Below are 16,369 nucleotides of genomic sequence, written 5' to 3'. Positions count from 1 at the left end.
CGGGGGATCAGTTCTTGGCCGGCTGGTCGGGGCGGCGATGCTCGCGCATGCGGTCGCCCCGTTCGATGCGCTTCTTCACGGCGTCGGTGACGATCTGCTTCTGCTTGGCATCGAGCGAGTCATAGGCGGCCAGCCAGGCGTCGCGGGCCGCATCCATCTTGGGCTTGAGCGCCGCCCGATCCGCTTCGTGCTTGGCCGTCAGGGCCCGCAGGTCCAGCGGACCGGCATCGGCCTGCGCGCGCAGCGCCTTGATGCCTTCCTCGCGCTGGGCGCGCATGGCCTGGCCGACTTCACGGCTCTGCCCCTGGGCGGCATCCCAGAGCTTCTGCTGCGATTCGGTCAGGTTGAGCTTGGATTTCAAGTGTCCCAGCATGGCCAGCGGCGCGTGCCCCATGCCCGCATGGAACGCGTGATGGCGCACGGGACCATGGTGGCCCTTGAAGCCGCGATGGCGCTCCTGCCCGGCCTTTTGCTCGGTCTGCGTGCTATTGTCCGTCGTGGCCTGGGCGTGGGCGGCGTGGAATACGCCGGCACTTCCGGTGGCCAGGGCGAGCGACAACGCGATCGTACGAAGGGTGTTCTTGGTCATTGCGATACTCCTTGTCGACACCGCATCGGACTGCGGCGGTGACGGCATTCTGGTTCCACACCGGTTTCTGACCGGTTGCGCGGCGGGCCTCATCTGTTTCAACCGATTTCAGGCTGCTTGCCGCCGCCGGCCCGTCACGCGAACATTCCCCCATGGAAAAATCCGCCACCAAACTGCTCGTGGTCGATGACGACCCGGCCCTGCGCCAGTTGCTCGCCGACTACCTCAACAAGCAGGGCTACGACACCCTGCTCGCGCCCGACGCGACCGACCTGGAAGCGCGCATCACCCGCTACGGGCCCGCCTTGCTGGTGCTGGATCGCATGTTGCCTGGCGGAGATGGCGCGGAGGCGTGCCGGCGGCTGCGCGAACGCGGCGAGGACCTGCCGGTGATCCTGCTGACCGCCCGCGACGAAACGGTGGACCGCATCATCGGACTGGAATCGGGCGCGGACGACTACCTGGGCAAGCCGTTCGACCCGCGCGAGCTCCTGGCACGCATCGAAGCCGTGCTGCGGCGCAAGAGCGGCCCATCGGCCCTGGTCAAGGATGCCCCGGTCTCGTTCGGTCCGTTCGTGTTCGACGCCAAGGCCCGCACCCTGCACCGCGGCGCCGAGCCGGTCCGGCTGACCGGCGGCGAGTTCAACCTGCTGGAAGCGCTGCTGCGCAACGCGGGCAAGCCGCTGTCGCGCGAACGGCTGCTGGCACTGGCGCGCGACGACGAAGCCGGCGAGCGCAACGATCGCGCCATCGACATCGCCATCCTGCGCCTGCGCCGCGCCATCGAGGACGATCCGAAGCAGCCGAAGTGGATCCAGACCGTCTGGGGTATCGGCTACCGCTTCACGCCCCTCACCGCCAACGGCGACGCGGCGCCGGCTTCGCCGCCGCTTCCATGAACGCTCCCGCGCCACGCGGCTGGGCGGACCGCCTGGTACCGCGCTCGCTGCGCGCACGCCTCGTCCTGCTGATCCTGGGCTCCGTGCTGGTCGCCCAGGCCGCCACGTTCCTTGCCATCGAGCACTACCGGCGCAACGTCCTCGAGAATGTGGCGCCGGACCTCATGGCCACCACCATACGGACCTTGCGCGCCGCCATCTCCCGAATCGACGAGAACGAGCGCGCCGCCTTCGTGGCGGCCGCCTCGCAAGGCGAATGGCGGCTGGTCTCCCGTCCCATCCCGCCCCGACCGCGCTTCGGCGACGAACGCGCCCGGCGCGAGGGACGCCCCGCCCATCCCCGTTTCGAACCGCTGCCTGGCGGACGCATGCCGCCCGACTACCGGCCCGGAGAGTTCCGCTTCGGCCCCGAGCGCCGAGGACCGCGGGAAGCGCCGCGCTGGGCCGACGACGACCCGCGCCACGCCATGCGCGGCCTGATCCAGCGCCTGAACATGCAATTGGCGGATGGCACACGGGTCGCCCTGTCGCGCGGACCCGAGCCCGCCCTGTTCATTTCGCTCAATCCCGAACTCGGCAATGACGACGAACCGCTCCTGCGGTCGTGGCTGGTCATCTCGCTCGAACGCATCAGCCCTCCGGTCAGGACGCCCCTGGTCGTCATGTGGCTGGGCGGGTTGGGGGCGATCCTGCTGCTCGCCGCCTGGTTCTCCTGGCACATCACGCGTCCCATCACCTCGCTCGCGCACGCCGCCGACCGCCTGGCGGCCGGCACGCCGGAACGGGTCGAGCCGGCCGGCCCGCACGAGACCCGGGTCCTCGGCGAACGCTTCAATGCCATGCTCGATGCGCTGAATGAATCCGATCGGGTGCGCCGAACGCTGCTGGCCGGCTTGCCGCACGACCTCAAGGGCCCGCTGTCCCGGATGCGCCTGCGCACCGAGATGGTCGACGATCCGGCACTCAAGGACGGCTTGCGGCAGGATGCCGAGGACATGCAGCACATCGTCGACCAGTTCATCGGCTTCGTGCGCGGCACCGACCCGGCCACTTATCACTTCACGCCCATCGACCTGAGCGATTGGCTGCGCGAACGGCTGCATACCTGGCGGGGAACCGGCTGCGAGGTCGAACTGACGTCGGCGGCCGACGACGTGCTGGTAGCCGGCGATGCGGTGGCCCTGGGCCGCCTGGTCGACAACCTGATACACAACGCGCTCCAGCACGGCGCGCCGCCCATCCACGTCGCGCTGTCCGCTGGCGACGGCCACGCCTTGCTGACGGTGGCGGACCATGGCCAGGGCATCCCGCCCGAGCGGCGCGCCGAGGCGCTGCAGCCCTTCTCGCGCCTGGACGCGGCGCGCAGCCGGACCGGCAACGTGGGATTGGGACTCGCCCTGGTCGACACCATCGCGCGCGCCCATGGCGGCGGCATATCGCTCGAGCAGGGCCCGCACGGGGGACTGCAGGTCAACGTCAGGCTTCCCCTGGAGTGAGGGGTCCACCCCCTGGCGCTTCGCGCTCCCCCTCAAGGGGGCGGCGCTGGCGGACCGGCAAAGCCGGATCCGCGGCGCCCTGGATCTAGTACGAGTTTCTTGGTTTGTGCACCGTTGCTACCGCTGGCAGCCAGCGAAGCACCGGCGCTACATTCCAAGAAAGCGGTCCTAGACCCAGGATGCGGTGGATCCGGCTCCGCCGGTCCACCCGCATCGCCCCCTGGGGGGCGCGCGTCAGCGCGTAGGGGGGAACCCTAGATATGGCAAAATCGAACCAGGGACCCTTCGTCCACCCCATATGCGATGACCACACCCAATAAACCTGCTCCGGCTCCGGCCACCAATTTCCTGCGCAATATCGTCGAAGCGGACCTGGCCGCGGGGCGCTACGCCGAGAAACGCTGGGCCGGGCACCCCGGCCCGGCCTCGGCCCAGGCGGATGCGCCGCTCGATCCGGCGCGCATCCGTACGCGCTTTCCGCCGGAACCCAACGGCTACCTGCATATCGGCCACGCCAAGGCCATCAGCCTGAACTTCGGCCTGGCGCGCGACTACGGCGGCGTGTGCCACCTGCGGCTGGACGACACCAATCCCGAAAAGGAAGAGCAGCGCTACGTCGACGCCATCGTCGACGCCGTCCGCTGGCTGGGCTACGACTGGACCGCCTTCGGTTCCGAGCACTACTACCATGCCAGCGACTACTTCGACTTCATGTACGAAGCGGCCGAGGCGCTGGTCATGGCGGGCGACGCCTACGTCGACGAACAAAGCCCCGAGGAAATCCGGGCCATGCGCGGCACGCTGACGGAGCCGGGCACGGATTCGCCCTGGCGCGCCCGGCCGGCCGAGGAATCCCTGGCGCGGCTGCGGGAAATGCGCGACGGCAGGCATCCGGACGGCTCCATGGCGTTGCGCGCACGCATCGACATGGCTTCGCCCAACATGAACCTGCGCGACCCGGTGCTCTACCGGATCCGCCATGCCACGCACCACCGCACGGGCGACAAATGGTGCATCTACCCGATGTACACCTACGCCCACCCCATCGAGGACGCGCTCGAGGGCATCACGCACAGCATCTGCACGCTCGAATTCGAAGACCAGCGGCCGTTCTACGACTGGCTGCTGAACCGGCTGCGCGACCTCGGCCTGCTGGCCGATCCGCTGCCGCACCAGCACGAATTCGCGCGCCTGAACCTGACCTACATCATCACCAGCAAGCGCAAGCTGCTGCAACTGGTCAACGACGGCCACGTCAGCGGCTGGGACGACCCCCGCATGCCCACCATCCTGGGCCTGCGCCGGCGCGGCTACACCCCCGAGGCGATCCAGTTGCTGTGCGAGCGCACCGGGGCCTCGAAATCCGACTCGTGGATCGACTACTCCCTGCTGGAGCAGGCGCTGCGCGACGACCTCGACCCCAAGGCCCCCCGCACGGTCGCCGTGCTGAGGCCGCTCAAGCTGGTCATCACCAACTATCCCGAGGGCCAGACGGAGGAATGCTCGGCGCCGCGCCATCCGCACCACCCCGAAATGGGCAAGCGGGTGTTCCCGTTCGGCCGCGAGCTCTGGATCGAGCAGGAAGACTTCGCCGAGAACCCGCCCAAAGGGTTCTTCCGACTCTTCCCCGGCAACATGGTCCGGCTGAAGTACGGCTACGTCGTCAAATGCACCGGCTTCGTCAAGGATGATGCCGGCAACGTCGTGGAAGTCCAGGCCGAATATCTGCCCGAGACCCGCAGCGGCACCCCCGGGGCGGACAGCGTGAAGGTCAAGGGCAATATCACGTGGCTGCATGCCCCCACGGCCGTGCCCGCCGAGATCCGCCTGTACGACCGGCTGTTCACCGAGCCCAACCCCAGCGCGGGCGGCAAGGATTTCATCGAATACCTGAACCCCAACTCCATCGAAGTCGTCCAGGGCTACCTGGAGCCGGGCACCGACGGCACCCCCGGCACCTCGTACCAGTTCGAGCGCTTCGGCTACTTCGTCGCCGACCGCGAAGCCTCTTCCACCCTGGCCCCGGTCTTCAACCGCACGACGACTCTCCGCGACACCTGGAAGTAGAGGATCCCCCCTACGCGCTGACGCGCGCCCCCCAGGGGGCGATGCGGGTGGACCGGCGGAGCCGGATCCACCGCATCCTGGGTCTAGGACCGCTTTCTTGGAATGTAGCGCCGGTGCTTCGCTGGCTGCCAGCGGTAGCAACGGTGCCGCAACCCAAGAAAACCGCGCTAGACCCAGGGCGCCGCGGATCCGGCTTTGCCGGTCCGCCAGCGCCGCCCCCTTGAGGGGGAGCGCGAAGCGCCAGGGGGTGGGCTCCCCCCCCCCCCCCCCCCCCAACCGCTAACCCCCACGGCGGGGCGCCTACCGGTAGAATCTGGACTTTGCGCATTTGCGCCATCCGGCGCCGCCCATGGAAGCCAGTCCCGTACTCGACATCAAAAGCACCTCGCTCTACGCCATCCGCGTGGTGCTTCACACCTCCGACCTCCAGGCCGTCCTGGCCGCGCTGGACCAGCGCATGGAGGAAGCAGCCGGTTTCTTCGAAGACGAGCCGGTGGTCATCGACGCCTCCCGCCTGGCCGCCCCGCTGGACTGGCGGCAGCTGGTCGATGCGCTCAAGCGGCATAGCCTGCCCACGATAGGCATCATGGCGCCCGACGAACTGGCCGATTCGGCCCGCCAGGCCGGGCTGGCGCTGCTGTCGCTGCCCGCGGCGCCCGCCCGTTCGCCGGCGCCGGACCAGGCCGAGCCGGCTCCCGAGGCGAAACGCGAGGCGCCCGCTCCCGCCCGGGAGGCGGCCGCCCCTACACCGCCGGCGGCCGAGGTCGTGATCGAAACCGTGGCGGAGCAGCCCCCGGCGGCGCCGCACGCGGTGCCGACGCTGCTCATCGAAAAGCCGCTGCGCTCGGGCCAGCGAGTCTACGCCCGCCACGCCGACCTCATCGTCATGGGCGTGGTCAGCCACGGCGCCGAAGTGATCGCCGACGGCAACATCCACGTCTATGGCCCGCTGCGCGGCAAGGCCATGGCCGGGGCGCGCGGCGACACCAAGGCGCGCATCTACACCACCCAATTCGAGGCAGAGCTGGTCGCCGTCGCGGGCGTCTACCGCACGATGACCACGGCCCTGTCCCCCGACATCCAGGACAAACCGGCATTGATCCGCCTCGAGGGCGAGAAACTGCTGGTCGAACCGTTGCCCATCTAACTCATAAGGATCCACACTCCATGGCACGTATCGTTGTCGTGACTTCAGGCAAAGGCGGCGTCGGCAAAACCACCACCAGCGCCAGCTTCTCGGCAGGATTGGCGCTGCGCGGCCACAAGACCGCCGTGATCGATTTCGACGTCGGCCTGCGCAACCTCGACCTCATCATGGGTTGCGAACGCCGCGTGGTCTACGACCTGATCAATGTCGTCCAGGGCGAAGCCACCCTGAACCAGGCCCTGATCCGCGACAAGCAGCTCGAGAACCTCTACATCCTCCCGGCGTCCCAGACGCGCGACAAGGACGCGCTGACCCAGGAAGGCGTGGAAAAGGTCATGGAAGGCCTGAAAGAGATGGACTTCGAGTACATCGTCTGCGATTCGCCTGCCGGCATCGAGTCGGGCGCGCTCATGGCCGCCTATTTCGCCGATGACGCGCTGGTCGTGACCAATCCCGAGGTCTCGTCGGTACGCGACTCCGACCGCATCCTGGGCATCCTGTCGGCGAAGTCGCGCCGCGCCGTCAACGGCGAGGACCCGGTCAAGGAGCACCTGCTGCTCACCCGCTACAACGCCAAGCGCGTGGCCGAAGGCGAGATGCTGTCGCTCAAGGACGTCGAAGACATCCTGCGCATCAAACTGATCGGCGTCATTCCGGAATCCGAAGACGTGCTGCAAGCCTCGAACCAGGGCCTGCCCGCGATCCACCTGAAGGGCACCTCGGTGGCCGAGGCCTACCAGGACGTGGTCGACCGCTACCTGGGACAGGAAAAGCCCCTGCGGTTCGTCGACTACGAGAAGCCGGGTCTGTTCAAGCGTCTGTTCGGAGGGAAATAATCGATGTCGCTGCTCTCCTTTTTCCTCGGACAAAAAAAGCCGTCGACGGCCGGTGTCGCCAAGGAACGGTTGCAGATCATTCTCGCCCACGAGCGATCGGGCTCCGGCGCCTCGTCCGACTACCTGCCGCAGTTGCAGAAGGAGCTGGTGGCCGTCATCTCGAAGTACGTCAAGATCAACCCGGACGACATCAAGGTGAACCTGGAACGCCAGGACACCCTGGAAGTGCTGGAAGTCAAGATCGAGATGCCTTCGGCGACCTGACGCCGCCCGTCTCGCGCGGCCCCGGCGCCCTCGCGCCGACGGCCCGCCAGAATGCCTCGGCCGCGGCCGGTTCGGCTTCGCCCCGGCGGTACAGGCGGATGTCCAGCGCGATGCGCCAGGACTCCTCCCCCGCCTCGACCAGTCGTCCAGTTTCCAGCTCGTCCCCCGCCAGGCTGGCTGGCAACCACGCGACGCCGCGGCCGCTGCGCGCCATCGACTGCAGCACCGTCGCCAGGTGCGCCGTCACCGCCACGTCGGCCCGCAGCCGCGCCAGCGCGGGTCCGTGCACGGCCCGGACGATACGCCCCAGCCCCGATTCCGCGCTGTACGCCAGGATGGGCACGCGCCTGCCCGAAGTCGAGCCCAGCACGAAACGCGGCCGGCCCTGCCGGTCCGGCGCGCAGACCGGCACCAGCACGTCGTCGCCGACCTTGACCCAGGGATAAGCCGCCGGATCCAGCCGCGCCGGCGCCTGCTCGTGCGCATGGCACAGGAAGAATTGCGCCCGGCCCTGCGTCATCAGCGCCTCGCACTGCTGCGCCACGTCCGACACCAGCTGGATGGGCCCCAGGTTCAGGCCGGACTCGAGCCCCCTCAGCCAATCGGGCAGAAAGGTCAGCGACAAGGCATGGGTAGCCGCGAAACGCAGGGTGGCCGAACTGGCCTGCGCCACCCTGCGCGCCTCGTCAGGGATGCGTTCCACGCGCGCCAGCATGTCCTGGGCAGTGGTCCGGAACCAGAGCCCGGTGTCCGTCAGGGTGACCGGATGCGTGGCCCGGTCGAACAAGGTCACGCCCAGCCATTCTTCCAGCATGCGGATGCGGCGGCTGAACGCCGGCTGCGTCATGTGCCGCAGCTCGGCCGCGCGCGAGAAGTTGCCGCACTCGGCAAGGACGAGGAAATCCTCGAGCCAGATCAGGTTCATGGCCGATGCTTACAAGGCATGGAAAAAGAGAAAACTAGCATTGGCCGCCGCGAGCGGCAAACGGCATGATACGACCCACGCAGCCGGGCCTCCGCCCGGCCTTACGGGAGTTTCCATGTCCATCCGCATCCTCGAAATCCGCGAAGTCACCAAGCCCATCTCCTCGCCCATCCGCAATGCCTATATCGACTTCAGCAAGATGACGAGCAGCCTCGTGGCCGTGGTCACCGACGCCGTCCGCGACGGCAAGCGGGTGGTCGGCTACGGCTTCAACTCCAATGGCCGCTACGGCCAGGGCGGGCTGATCCGCGAGCGTTTCGCGCCCCGCATTCTCGAGGCCGATCCGAAGTCGCTGCTGAACGATGCCGGCACCAATCTCGACCCGCACCGCGTCTGGGCCGCTGCCATGTCCAATGAAAAGCCCGGCGGCCACGGCGAGCGCTCGGTGGCGGTAGGCACGATAGACATGGCGGTATGGGATGCCGTGGCCAAGATCGAGGGCAAGCCGCTGTTCCGGCTGCTGGCCGAGCGCCACGGCGTAAAGGCCGATCCACGCGTCTTCGTGTATGCCGCCGGTGGCTACTACTATCCCGGCAAGGATTTGTCGGCACTGCGCGCCGAGATGCGCTCATACCTGGACCGGGGCTACAACGTCGTCAAGATGAAGATAGGCGGCGCGTCCATCGACGAAGACCGCCGGCGCATCGAAGCCGTGCTGGCGGAGATCGAGGGGCGCGGCCGGCTCGCCGTGGACGCCAACGGCCGTTTCGACCTGGATGCCGCGATCGCCTACGCCAAGATGCTGCGCGAGTATCCGCTGTTCTGGTATGAGGAAGCCGGCGATCCGCTCGACTACGCCCTGCAGGCCACGCTGGCCGAATACTATCCCGGCCCCATGGCGACCGGCGAAAACCTCTTCAGCCACCAGGACGCCCGCAACCTGATCCGCTACGGCGGCATGCGGCCCGACCGCGATTGGCTGCAGTTCGACTGCGCGCTGTCCTACGGGCTGGTCGAGTACGAACGCACGCTGCAGGTGCTGCGCACGCATGGCTGGTCGCCGCGGCGCTGCATTCCCCATGGCGGCCACCAGATGTCGCTCAACATCGCGGCGGGCCTGGGGCTCGGCGGCAACGAAAGCTACCCGGACCTGTTCCAGCCTTACGGCGGCTTCCCCGACGGCGTGCGGGTGATCGATGGCCACATCACGATGCCGGAGCTGCCCGGCATCGGCTTCGAGGGCAAGAGCGACCTGTATGCGCAAATGAAGCAGTTGGCGGACTGAGCCGCGAGTTTCCGGACACGGTGCCGCGTACGTCGCACGGGCGAGGCGCCAGGCGCCTTGCAGCGCGGACTAGGCGTCACGCCGCGCGCCCGGCAGCGTGATGCAGATCCGCAGGCCGCCCAGTTCCGGGGACCGCGAGAATCCCATGGTGCCGCGATAGGCCTCGACCAGATCGCGGGCGATGGCCAGGCCGAAGCCGGTCCCGGGGCGGGATTCGTCCCAGCGACGGCCGCGTTCGATGCGCAGTGTCTCCTCTTCCGGCAAGCCGGGGCCGTCGTCCTCGATGACCAGCGTCCACCCTCCGGCTTGCGCGGCGCGCGCCGTCAGCCGGACCTGCGTGCGCGCCCACTTGCGCGCGTTGTCGAGCAGATTGCCGAGCAGCTCCATCAGGTCGCCTTCGTCGCCCGCGAAATGGAGGCCCTGGGCAACGTCCTCGTCCCAGTCGAGGGACTGCGCGCCCGGCAGCGTCTGGATCGCGCGGAGGGTCTTGCGCACGGCCTCGTCCACCGGAGCCGAGCGGTTGCCCAGCGCGGCCGCCATGCCAGCCCGGGCGCGCGCAAGGGTCCGATCGACCTGGCGCCGCATGGCATTGACCTGTTCGTCGATATCGTCCGCCAGCGCTTCCTGGCCGCCGGACCGTGCCCGCCGCGCCGCCGCGCCCATGACGGCGAGCGGGGTCTTCAGCCCGTGCGCGAGATCGCCGGCTTGCGTCCGCGCGCGTTCCAGCGAGGCATCGTGGAAGGCAATCATCCGGTTCAGCTCGTCCACGACCGGCTGGACTTCGTCGGGCACGTCGCGAGGCAGTTCGCGGCTGTGTCCGCTGCGCACGGCTTGCAGGCGGGCGCGCAGGTCCCGGAAAGGACGCAGCGCCAGGTGGATGAAGCCGGCCATGGCCACGATCAGGAGCAGCCCCAGCGCGATCAGGGAAGGAACCAGCAGGCTCAGGAACGAACGACGCTCGGCCTGCAGGTCGGCGCGATCGAGGGCCACCAGCAGATGCACCGTCGATCCGGCATCGCTGTCGTCCAGGGCGATCGTGCGCTCCACCGAGAGCAGCTGCGTCTTTTCCGGGCCGTCGATCCACCGTGCCCGGACAGGCCGGCCGGGATCGGTCACCGCCGTCGGCAGCGCCGTATCCCACAGCGACCGCGACCGCAATTGCTGCCGCCGGGGACCGTCGATCTGCCAATAGAGTCCGCCGTAGGGCTGCTCGAAGCGGGGATCGGTCGGCGACGCCTCCAGTCCCAGCGTACCGTCCGTTTCGACCCGCACTTGCGCCGCCAGCGCCTTCAGGTAGAGATCGAGCTCCGCGACGGCGCGCCGTTCCATCTGCCGGTCGAAGATCAGCGTCAGGCCCACGCCGCCTATGGCCAGCGCCAGCAGGATCATCAGCGCCGCGGCAAAGCCCAGCCTGACGAGCAGCGACCGGCGGCTCATCGGACGCTGTCGGGAATCAGGTAGCCATGGCCGCGCCGCGTCTCGATGAGATCCACACCCAGCTTGCGGCGCAGCCGGGCGACCAGGGCCTCGATGGCGTTGGTGTCGCGGTCGCTGCCGGTCTCGTAGATGTGCTCGATGAGCTCGCTCTGCGACAGGACCCGGCCCGGGTGGTGAAGAAAGTAGGCGAGCAGGCGGTACTCGAGCGAAGACAGCGTCATGGCGGTGCCGTGCACGGTCACGAGGCGGGTGCGGGTGTCGATCTCCACCGGCCCGGCGCGCAGGATGGCCGAGGACTGCCCGGCGGCGCGCCGGGTGATGGCGCGCAGCCGCGCCAGCAGTTCTTCCATCTGGAAAGGCTTGGCGAGGTAGTCGTCGGCGCCGGCGTCGATGCCCTCGACCTTGTCGCGCCAGCCATCGCGCGCGGTAAGGATCAGGATGGGCGTGGCGATATCCGCGGCGCGCAGCCGTTTCAGCACTGTGAGCCCGTCGAGCTTGGGCAGCCCGAGATCGAGCACGATGGCGTCGTAGTCTTCCGTCCCGGCGCGGAACCAGGCGCTCTCGCCGTCGGCAGCTTCGTCGACCGCGTAGTGCGCGCGTTCCAGGCCGGCCCGGATGTCGGCGGCGATGCGCGGCTCGTCTTCGACTACCAGTATGCGCATGGCTTATTTGATCTTGAGGATTTCGAGAGTGCGGGCATCGATTTCCAGTTTCTTGCGGCGGCCGCTCGAAGGCAGCACCTTGACTTCATAGACCCAGATACCGTCTTCGCGGTCGAGCTCGATCTCAATGATATCGCCCGGCACCTTGTCGCGCACCACGCCCAGCACCTCCGACAGCGGGCGGATCTCGCCGTGCACCAGCGCCGCCCGGGCGCAGTCCTGGTCCTTCTTGCAATGGTCGTCGCGCGCGGAAACGGGCGCCGCCGCACAGGCGAGTGCGATCGCCAGCAACGGCGCAGCCAGGCACGGCACGAACCGCGGGCGGCGGGGAGGGAGTCTCGAGAACATGGGACGCACACTAACAGGCGCTGGCTGATAAAACGCTGACATGGACGGTCAGGAAGACGGGGCGGCCGATGGCTATTCTGCCAGCCATAGACAACCACCCACCGATGAGGACCGCCATGCGCATGTTGCCCGCCCTGATTATCGCCCTTGCCGCCACCGGCGCCACCGGCACCGCCGCGCTGGCCGCCGACAAGTGCGCCTACGTGCCGCGCGAACGCTGGATTCCGATCGACCAGGCCATCCGCAAGGCCGAGGAGCTGGGCTACGACGTGCGCGAAGTGGAACCCGACGACGGTTGCTGGGAAGTGGAAGGCTTCGACAAGAACGGCGCCAAGGTCAAGCTGTATCTCGACCCGAGCAGCGGCGAAGTGGTCAAGCCTTCCGACTGGCTGCCCCACCGGGGCCGCAAATGACGGACCTCCATTCGATCTGCCGCACAGTCATGCCAAGGAACGATGCCGTGAACCAGCCAGCGTTTTCCGATAGCGGCGCAGCCGGCCTGTTCGACGCCGGCCATGCGCCCGGCACCATAGGCGCCGACCCCGACCTGCGCCGCCGCATCGAATCGGCGCTTGCCGAGCTCGGCAAGGCGCGCGAGGCGCGTTTCGGCTATGCAGCGTATGGTGCCGTCGTGGCCGCGCTCAAGCGCGACTTCGCCATCGCCTCTTACCTGCCATGGACCGAGATCTGGAACTGGCCGGCCGAACGCGCCGACGAGATCATCAACTACCTGCATGGCCGCCATGCCGAGACCCTGGGCCGGCCCTCGGCCGGCGCTCAACGCAGGGCGTAATGCACCATCCGCGTCAGCGGCACTTCTATGCCGTTCTGCATGCGCGGCGGCAGGTTCAGGGGCTTGAGGAACATCTTCACGCTCATGTCGGCGCTCACGTTGCGCTGGACCAGCCGCCGGGCATCGGCGTTGATGCGGTCGATGGTCGCCTTGTCGTTGGCGTGGGCGGGATCGCGGTGGTTGAGTACGTGGCGGATCGCGCATTCGGCGTCGTCGTTGCGGATCTCCAGGAGCCGCCGCACCAGCGCCCCCAGCACCTTCATCCGGCCGTTGCCTTCCAGGGTGTTGTAGCGGTTGAAATAGAGGTAGAAGTACTTGTAGTGGCGGACTTCGTCCGTCCTGATGTGAGTGGTCAGCTCGCGCAGCACCGGTTCGGGCGAGTATTCGGCCAGGCTGCGGTAAAGCGTGGCCGTTCCCATCTCGACCACGCAGCGCGCGGCCAGTTCGAGCGCCTTCGTGGGTTCGAACTCCTCCAGCGTGCAGCGTTGGGAATACTCGCCGAAGAAGCTGTTGAAGGCGCTCTCCCAGTCGAAATCGGGCCAGACGTGCTCGATATACGCGCGCAGCGCGCGCCCGTGCTGGAGTTCCTCCGGTTCCCAATGCAGTCCGAGCCAGTCGGCCACGTCCTGGTCGTCGCGATAGTAATCGACGAGGTTTCGCGTATAGAGGTCGGAACCGCTTTCTATGAACGAGGCGCTGCACAGCAGGAAGAACAGCGTCTCGTCCTGTTTGACCAAGCCCGGGTCGATGCGCGAAAGATCGATGTCTTCCAGCCGCCAGGGCATCGCAGTAGCAACAGCGTCCACCGAAAATTCTCCGAGTTCGCAGTCTTTGCAGCATAAGCCTAATCGTGGCGGGATTCGAGTCCCCACAGGCTTCCGGATGTACGCGGATGGGGTTACTTTGTGTAATGCTTGTCGAGTTCGTTCACAGACAGCGGGAGGCGAATCTGTCACTGTTATTCCAAGCAGCGGCGCCGTCATCGACGCTGCCATACACACAACGCACTTAGGGAGTCACCCATGAAAGCGAATCTTGTTGCCAAGCTGATGATCGGGGCCGCCGTCGTGGTCTCGGCTGCCGGGTGTGCCAGTTGGGACAGCATGTCCGGCCGGCAGAAAAGCACGGTGGTCGGCGCCGGCGTAGGCGGCGTCGCGGGCGCGGCGCTCACCAACGGCGGGATTCTGGGCACGGTGGGCGGCGCCGCCATCGGCGGCGTCGTGGGCGACCAGATCGGCAAGCGCCGCTAAGCCCCCCGCCGGCCTCGGCCGGCTAGCCCCGGTGCCTCGACAGCCCCGGTCCCGATGCGGACCGGGGCTGTTGCTTTTTTACGACAACATGTATCAGAGTACCGCCCCCGGGGCTACTCCGGCAGGATATTGGCGGCCTTGGTCACTTCTCGCCACTTGGCCAGCTCGGCCTTCGACAGATCCCCCAGGGCCTGCGGGCTCATCGGTCGCGGGGTGACGCCCTGCTTGACCAGCGTGGCGCGGACTTCCTGGTTCTCCAGCAGGCGGTTGAACGCGGCGTTGTAGCGCCCCACCTGCTCGCCCTTCATGCCCCTCGGCCCCCACACGGCGTACCAGGCATCGGCGTCGTAGTTGGGCAGGCCCGCCGCGGCGAGCGGCGCGATGGAGGCGTAGGTCGGGTCCTGCTCCCGCCGGGAAGCGCCCAGGATGACCAGGCGCTTTTCCTGCTGGTAGGGCACGGCCACGTGCATCGGCTGGAACATGGCCTTGATGTGGCCGGCAAGCAGGTCCGTCGTGGCGCCGGCCGACCCCTTGTAGGGCACGTGCACCATGTTCAGGCCCAGCTGCGCCACCAGCATTTCCATGCACAGGTGATGGAATGTCCCCTTGCCGGGCGAACCGTAGTTGACCGAACCCGGGTGGCGCTTGACGTATTCGATGAACTGCGCGAGCGTCGACACGCCGAGCGAGGGATGCACGCACAGCGCGAAGTTGGTCGACCCCAGCATGGCGATGGGCGCAAAGCTGTCGATGACGTCGAACGGCACCGAGGAATACACCAGCGGCAGCGTCAACGCGGTATTGGTACTGAAGGCGATGGTATGGCCGTCGGGCGCGGCCTTGGCGACCGCGGCCAGGCCGATGATGCCGGAAGCCCCCGGCTTGTTCTCGACCACGAAGGTGCGGCCCGACTGCTCCGCCAGCCTGGGCGAAAAAAGCCGTGCGCACAGGTCGGGCGTGGTCCCCGGGGTGAAGGGCACGATGACCTGGACGGTCTTGTCCGCCAGCCCCAGCGTGTCCTGGGCGGCCGGCAGGCGCCCTGGCGCGAGCGCGCCGGCGGCCAGCGCGGCGATGAATGTCCGGCGCTGCGGACGCGGTACGAAATCCTGCATGGTGGTCTCCTCTCTTTTCCTGGTGATGCGGCCCGGGCGCAGGCTACTGGATCTCGTTGGCCCGCCGCACGCTGGCGATCATGGACGAATTGATGAGGTACTGCCGGTGCGCATTCTTGTCGGCCACCGTGGCGCGCAGTTCGTCCAGGCGCTGCCGCCGCACGTCGGGATCCCGCTCTTCCAGCAGGCGCTTGTTCCGTATGGTGATGGCCTGCACGTACTCCACGTTCACGGTGCGGCGCTGCCGGTGATAGCGGTCGAGCAGGTCGTCGGGCGCGCCATGCAGCATGACCTCGGCCAGCTTCCCCGTCAGGTTCATGGCGTCGTGGATGCCGCTGTTCAGGCCCATCCCTCCCAGCGGGTTGTTCACGTGCGCGGCGTCGCCAGCCAGGAACACGCGCCGGTCGCGGAAATCCTTGGCGACACGCTGGTGCACCCGGTACACGCTCTTGTAGGGGATGTCATAGTCGCGGTCGGGCGACAGGAAGCCCTTGATCTTGCCCTGGACGAACTCGGGTGTGAGGACATCGGCCTCGTCCATGTCGGGGCCGATGGGAAACGCGATGCGCCAGATCGGCGGAGGCCCGTCGTGAGGCTGGATGAAGATGGCGCTCCACTCGTCGGGGTCGGCGATATAGGCGTTGCCGGTATAGCCCTGCTCGCGCAGGTCATAGCGGGTGGCAAAGACGAGGAATCGTTCCGGCCACGTGAAGCCCTCGAACTCGGTACCCATGGTCTTGCGCACGATGCTGCGCGCGCCATCGGCGCCGATGAGATAGCTGGCGCGAATCTCCTGCGCGCCATCGGGACCGGAGACCCGGACCGTGACGCCGTCGGCATCCTGCTCGTATCCGGCGCACTGGTGCGAGAACAGCAATCGTGCGTTGCGGTGTCCGCGCAGGGCCTCGGCCACGATGGCGGACAACTTGTGCTGCTCCACGTGCAGCCGGAAGGGATAGGGCGTCAGGTCGGCGATCATGCCCAGGTCGAACTGGGCCACGAGTCCCTCTTTGCGATCGCGTATCTGCCACTCGGGCACGCGCAGGGCCCGTCCCCGCAAGGTCTCGCCTATGCCCAGCGTGTCGAGCATCTCGACCGTGGGGGGGTGGAAGGTGCCCGCCCTGAGATCCTGCGGGATGTGGTCCTCGCTTTCGAGGATGACGACTTCCACGCCCTTCTGCGCCAGCGACAGGGCGGCCACCAGCCCTACGGGGCCGGCTCCGGAAATGACGACGGGATGCTGTTGCATGATTCGGTTC

The 16,369-nt window shown here is 67.8% G+C and carries 18 protein-coding genes; 10 read left to right on the top strand and 8 right to left on the bottom strand.

Translation table 11 applies throughout. The features are described from left to right. Positions 1-7 precede the first annotated feature (7 nt). Positions 8-589 (bottom strand): Spy/CpxP family protein refolding chaperone, encoded by a 582-nt coding sequence (locus tag CDO44_RS06525; RefSeq protein ID WP_158213214.1) that lies wholly within the window; start codon positions 587-589, stop codon positions 8-10. A 152-nt stretch (positions 590-741) separates the two neighbouring features. Between CDO44_RS06525 and CDO44_RS06520 the strand changes: the two genes are divergently transcribed. From CDO44_RS06520 to minE, 6 genes are all read left to right on the top strand, one after another. After that, entirely contained in the window at positions 742-1,488 is a 747-nt protein-coding gene (locus tag CDO44_RS06520; RefSeq protein ID WP_087779503.1) for a response regulator, read from the top strand. Further along, on the top strand, positions 1,485-2,984 hold the full coding sequence (locus CDO44_RS06515) for an ATP-binding protein (protein WP_087779502.1): 1,500 nt from the start codon (positions 1,485-1,487) through the stop codon (positions 2,982-2,984). The genes CDO44_RS06520 and CDO44_RS06515 overlap by 4 nt, the downstream gene beginning before the upstream one ends. Positions 2,985-3,287: 303 nt before the next feature. After that, a complete protein-coding gene (locus CDO44_RS06510) occupies positions 3,288-5,051 on the top strand; it encodes a glutamine--tRNA ligase/YqeY domain fusion protein (protein ID WP_087779501.1) in 1,764 nt (587 codons plus the stop codon). Between the two features lie 349 nt (positions 5,052-5,400). Next, the gene (minC, locus tag CDO44_RS06505) at positions 5,401-6,198 is read left to right on the top strand and encodes a septum site-determining protein MinC (RefSeq protein ID WP_087779500.1); all 798 of its coding nucleotides are present in this window, start codon (positions 5,401-5,403) and stop codon (positions 6,196-6,198) included. 20 nt (positions 6,199-6,218) lie between these two features. Then, complete coding sequence (minD, locus tag CDO44_RS06500) at positions 6,219-7,034, top strand: septum site-determining protein MinD (protein ID WP_087779499.1); 816 nt, start codon at positions 6,219-6,221, stop codon at positions 7,032-7,034. A 3-nt stretch (positions 7,035-7,037) separates the two neighbouring features. Continuing rightward, on the top strand, positions 7,038-7,298 hold the full coding sequence (gene minE / locus CDO44_RS06495; RefSeq protein WP_087779498.1) for a cell division topological specificity factor MinE: 261 nt from the start codon (positions 7,038-7,040) through the stop codon (positions 7,296-7,298). On the opposite strand, the gene CDO44_RS06490 is transcribed toward minE, so the two are convergent. Further along, a complete protein-coding gene (locus tag CDO44_RS06490) occupies positions 7,270-8,223 on the bottom strand; it encodes a LysR family transcriptional regulator (RefSeq protein WP_087779497.1) in 954 nt (317 codons plus the stop codon). The genes minE and CDO44_RS06490 overlap by 29 nt on opposite strands. A 115-nt stretch (positions 8,224-8,338) precedes the next feature. Between CDO44_RS06490 and CDO44_RS06485 the strand changes: the two genes are divergently transcribed. Then, on the top strand, positions 8,339-9,508 hold the full coding sequence (locus CDO44_RS06485) for a mandelate racemase/muconate lactonizing enzyme family protein (RefSeq protein WP_087779496.1): 1,170 nt from the start codon (positions 8,339-8,341) through the stop codon (positions 9,506-9,508). 69 nt (positions 9,509-9,577) lie between these two features. Here CDO44_RS06485 and CDO44_RS06480 read toward each other — a convergent pair whose 3' ends face one another. The 3 genes from CDO44_RS06480 to CDO44_RS06470 are packed head-to-tail and all read right to left on the bottom strand — an operon-like array spanning position 9,578 to position 11,955. Continuing rightward, a complete protein-coding gene (locus tag CDO44_RS06480) occupies positions 9,578-10,945 on the bottom strand; it encodes a HAMP domain-containing sensor histidine kinase (protein ID WP_087779495.1) in 1,368 nt (455 codons plus the stop codon). Beyond that, positions 10,942-11,607, bottom strand: a complete 666-nt coding sequence (locus tag CDO44_RS06475) for a response regulator transcription factor (RefSeq protein WP_087779494.1) — start codon at positions 11,605-11,607, stop codon at positions 10,942-10,944. Before CDO44_RS06475 ends, CDO44_RS06480 begins: the two co-directional genes overlap by 4 nt. Before the next feature lie 3 nt (positions 11,608-11,610). After that, positions 11,611-11,955, bottom strand: coding sequence for a PepSY domain-containing protein (locus CDO44_RS06470; RefSeq protein WP_087779493.1), 345 nt, complete (start codon positions 11,953-11,955; stop codon positions 11,611-11,613). A gap of 116 nt (positions 11,956-12,071) precedes the next feature. Here CDO44_RS06470 and CDO44_RS06465 point away from each other — a divergent pair, with 116 nt between their 5' ends. Together CDO44_RS06465 and CDO44_RS06460 are read left to right on the top strand one after the other, a co-directional pair. Further along, positions 12,072-12,368, top strand: coding sequence for a PepSY domain-containing protein (locus tag CDO44_RS06465; RefSeq protein WP_198951310.1), 297 nt, complete (start codon positions 12,072-12,074; stop codon positions 12,366-12,368). A gap of 47 nt (positions 12,369-12,415) precedes the next feature. Then, entirely contained in the window at positions 12,416-12,748 is a 333-nt protein-coding gene (locus CDO44_RS06460) for a hypothetical protein (RefSeq protein ID WP_087779492.1), read from the top strand. Here CDO44_RS06460 and CDO44_RS06455 read toward each other — a convergent pair. Beyond that, entirely contained in the window at positions 12,733-13,533 is an 801-nt protein-coding gene (locus tag CDO44_RS06455; protein ID WP_087779491.1) for a ferritin-like domain-containing protein, read from the bottom strand. The genes CDO44_RS06460 and CDO44_RS06455 overlap by 16 nt on opposite strands. A gap of 237 nt (positions 13,534-13,770) precedes the next feature. Here CDO44_RS06455 and CDO44_RS06450 point away from each other — a divergent pair, with 237 nt between their 5' ends. Then, on the top strand, positions 13,771-13,998 hold the full coding sequence (locus tag CDO44_RS06450; protein WP_087779490.1) for a glycine zipper 2TM domain-containing protein: 228 nt from the start codon (positions 13,771-13,773) through the stop codon (positions 13,996-13,998). A gap of 113 nt (positions 13,999-14,111) precedes the next feature. Here CDO44_RS06450 and CDO44_RS06445 read toward each other — a convergent pair whose 3' ends face one another. After that, on the bottom strand, positions 14,112-15,110 hold the full coding sequence (locus CDO44_RS06445; RefSeq protein ID WP_087779489.1) for a tripartite tricarboxylate transporter substrate binding protein: 999 nt from the start codon (positions 15,108-15,110) through the stop codon (positions 14,112-14,114). Between the two features lie 43 nt (positions 15,111-15,153). After that, positions 15,154-16,359: an NAD(P)/FAD-dependent oxidoreductase gene (locus CDO44_RS06440; RefSeq protein WP_087779488.1), complete on the bottom strand. Its 1,206-nt coding sequence runs from the start codon at positions 16,357-16,359 to the stop codon at positions 15,154-15,156. Between the last annotated feature and the right edge of the window lie 10 nt (positions 16,360-16,369).

It is taken from the genome of Pigmentiphaga sp. NML080357, assembly GCF_002188465.1.
Taxonomy (GTDB): domain Bacteria; phylum Pseudomonadota; class Gammaproteobacteria; order Burkholderiales; family Burkholderiaceae_B; genus Pigmentiphaga.
This window is presented reverse-complemented; position numbering and strand designations above follow the sequence as displayed.

What these genes read in the sequence shown, in the direction of transcription:
- CDO44_RS06465 (WP_198951310.1), top strand. Translation starts at nt 12,072, where the DNA reads ATGCGCATGTTGCCCGCCCTGATTATCGCCCTTGCCGCCACCGGCGCC.
- CDO44_RS06485 (WP_087779496.1), top strand. Translation starts at nt 8,339, where the DNA reads ATGTCCATCCGCATCCTCGAAATCCGCGAAGTCACCAAGCCCATCTCC.
- CDO44_RS06455 (WP_087779491.1), bottom strand. Translation starts at nt 13,533, where the DNA reads ATGCCCTGGCGGCTGGAAGACATCGATCTTTCGCGCATCGACCCGGGC.
- CDO44_RS06450 (WP_087779490.1), top strand. Translation starts at nt 13,771, where the DNA reads ATGAAAGCGAATCTTGTTGCCAAGCTGATGATCGGGGCCGCCGTCGTG.
- CDO44_RS06520 (WP_087779503.1), top strand. Translation starts at nt 742, where the DNA reads ATGGAAAAATCCGCCACCAAACTGCTCGTGGTCGATGACGACCCGGCC.
- CDO44_RS06470 (WP_087779493.1), bottom strand. Translation starts at nt 11,955, where the DNA reads ATGTTCTCGAGACTCCCTCCCCGCCGCCCGCGGTTCGTGCCGTGCCTG.
- CDO44_RS06525 (WP_158213214.1), bottom strand. Translation starts at nt 589, where the DNA reads ATGACCAAGAACACCCTTCGTACGATCGCGTTGTCGCTCGCCCTGGCC.
- CDO44_RS06440 (WP_087779488.1), bottom strand. Translation starts at nt 16,359, where the DNA reads ATGCAACAGCATCCCGTCGTCATTTCCGGAGCCGGCCCCGTAGGGCTG.
- minD (WP_087779499.1), top strand. Translation starts at nt 6,219, where the DNA reads ATGGCACGTATCGTTGTCGTGACTTCAGGCAAAGGCGGCGTCGGCAAA.
- CDO44_RS06475 (WP_087779494.1), bottom strand. Translation starts at nt 11,607, where the DNA reads ATGCGCATACTGGTAGTCGAAGACGAGCCGCGCATCGCCGCCGACATC.
- CDO44_RS06510 (WP_087779501.1), top strand. Translation starts at nt 3,288, where the DNA reads ATGACCACACCCAATAAACCTGCTCCGGCTCCGGCCACCAATTTCCTG.
- CDO44_RS06445 (WP_087779489.1), bottom strand. Translation starts at nt 15,110, where the DNA reads ATGCAGGATTTCGTACCGCGTCCGCAGCGCCGGACATTCATCGCCGCG.
- CDO44_RS06515 (WP_087779502.1), top strand. Translation starts at nt 1,485, where the DNA reads ATGAACGCTCCCGCGCCACGCGGCTGGGCGGACCGCCTGGTACCGCGC.
- CDO44_RS06490 (WP_087779497.1), bottom strand. Translation starts at nt 8,223, where the DNA reads ATGAACCTGATCTGGCTCGAGGATTTCCTCGTCCTTGCCGAGTGCGGC.
- CDO44_RS06480 (WP_087779495.1), bottom strand. Translation starts at nt 10,945, where the DNA reads ATGAGCCGCCGGTCGCTGCTCGTCAGGCTGGGCTTTGCCGCGGCGCTG.
- minE (WP_087779498.1), top strand. Translation starts at nt 7,038, where the DNA reads ATGTCGCTGCTCTCCTTTTTCCTCGGACAAAAAAAGCCGTCGACGGCC.
- minC (WP_087779500.1), top strand. Translation starts at nt 5,401, where the DNA reads ATGGAAGCCAGTCCCGTACTCGACATCAAAAGCACCTCGCTCTACGCC.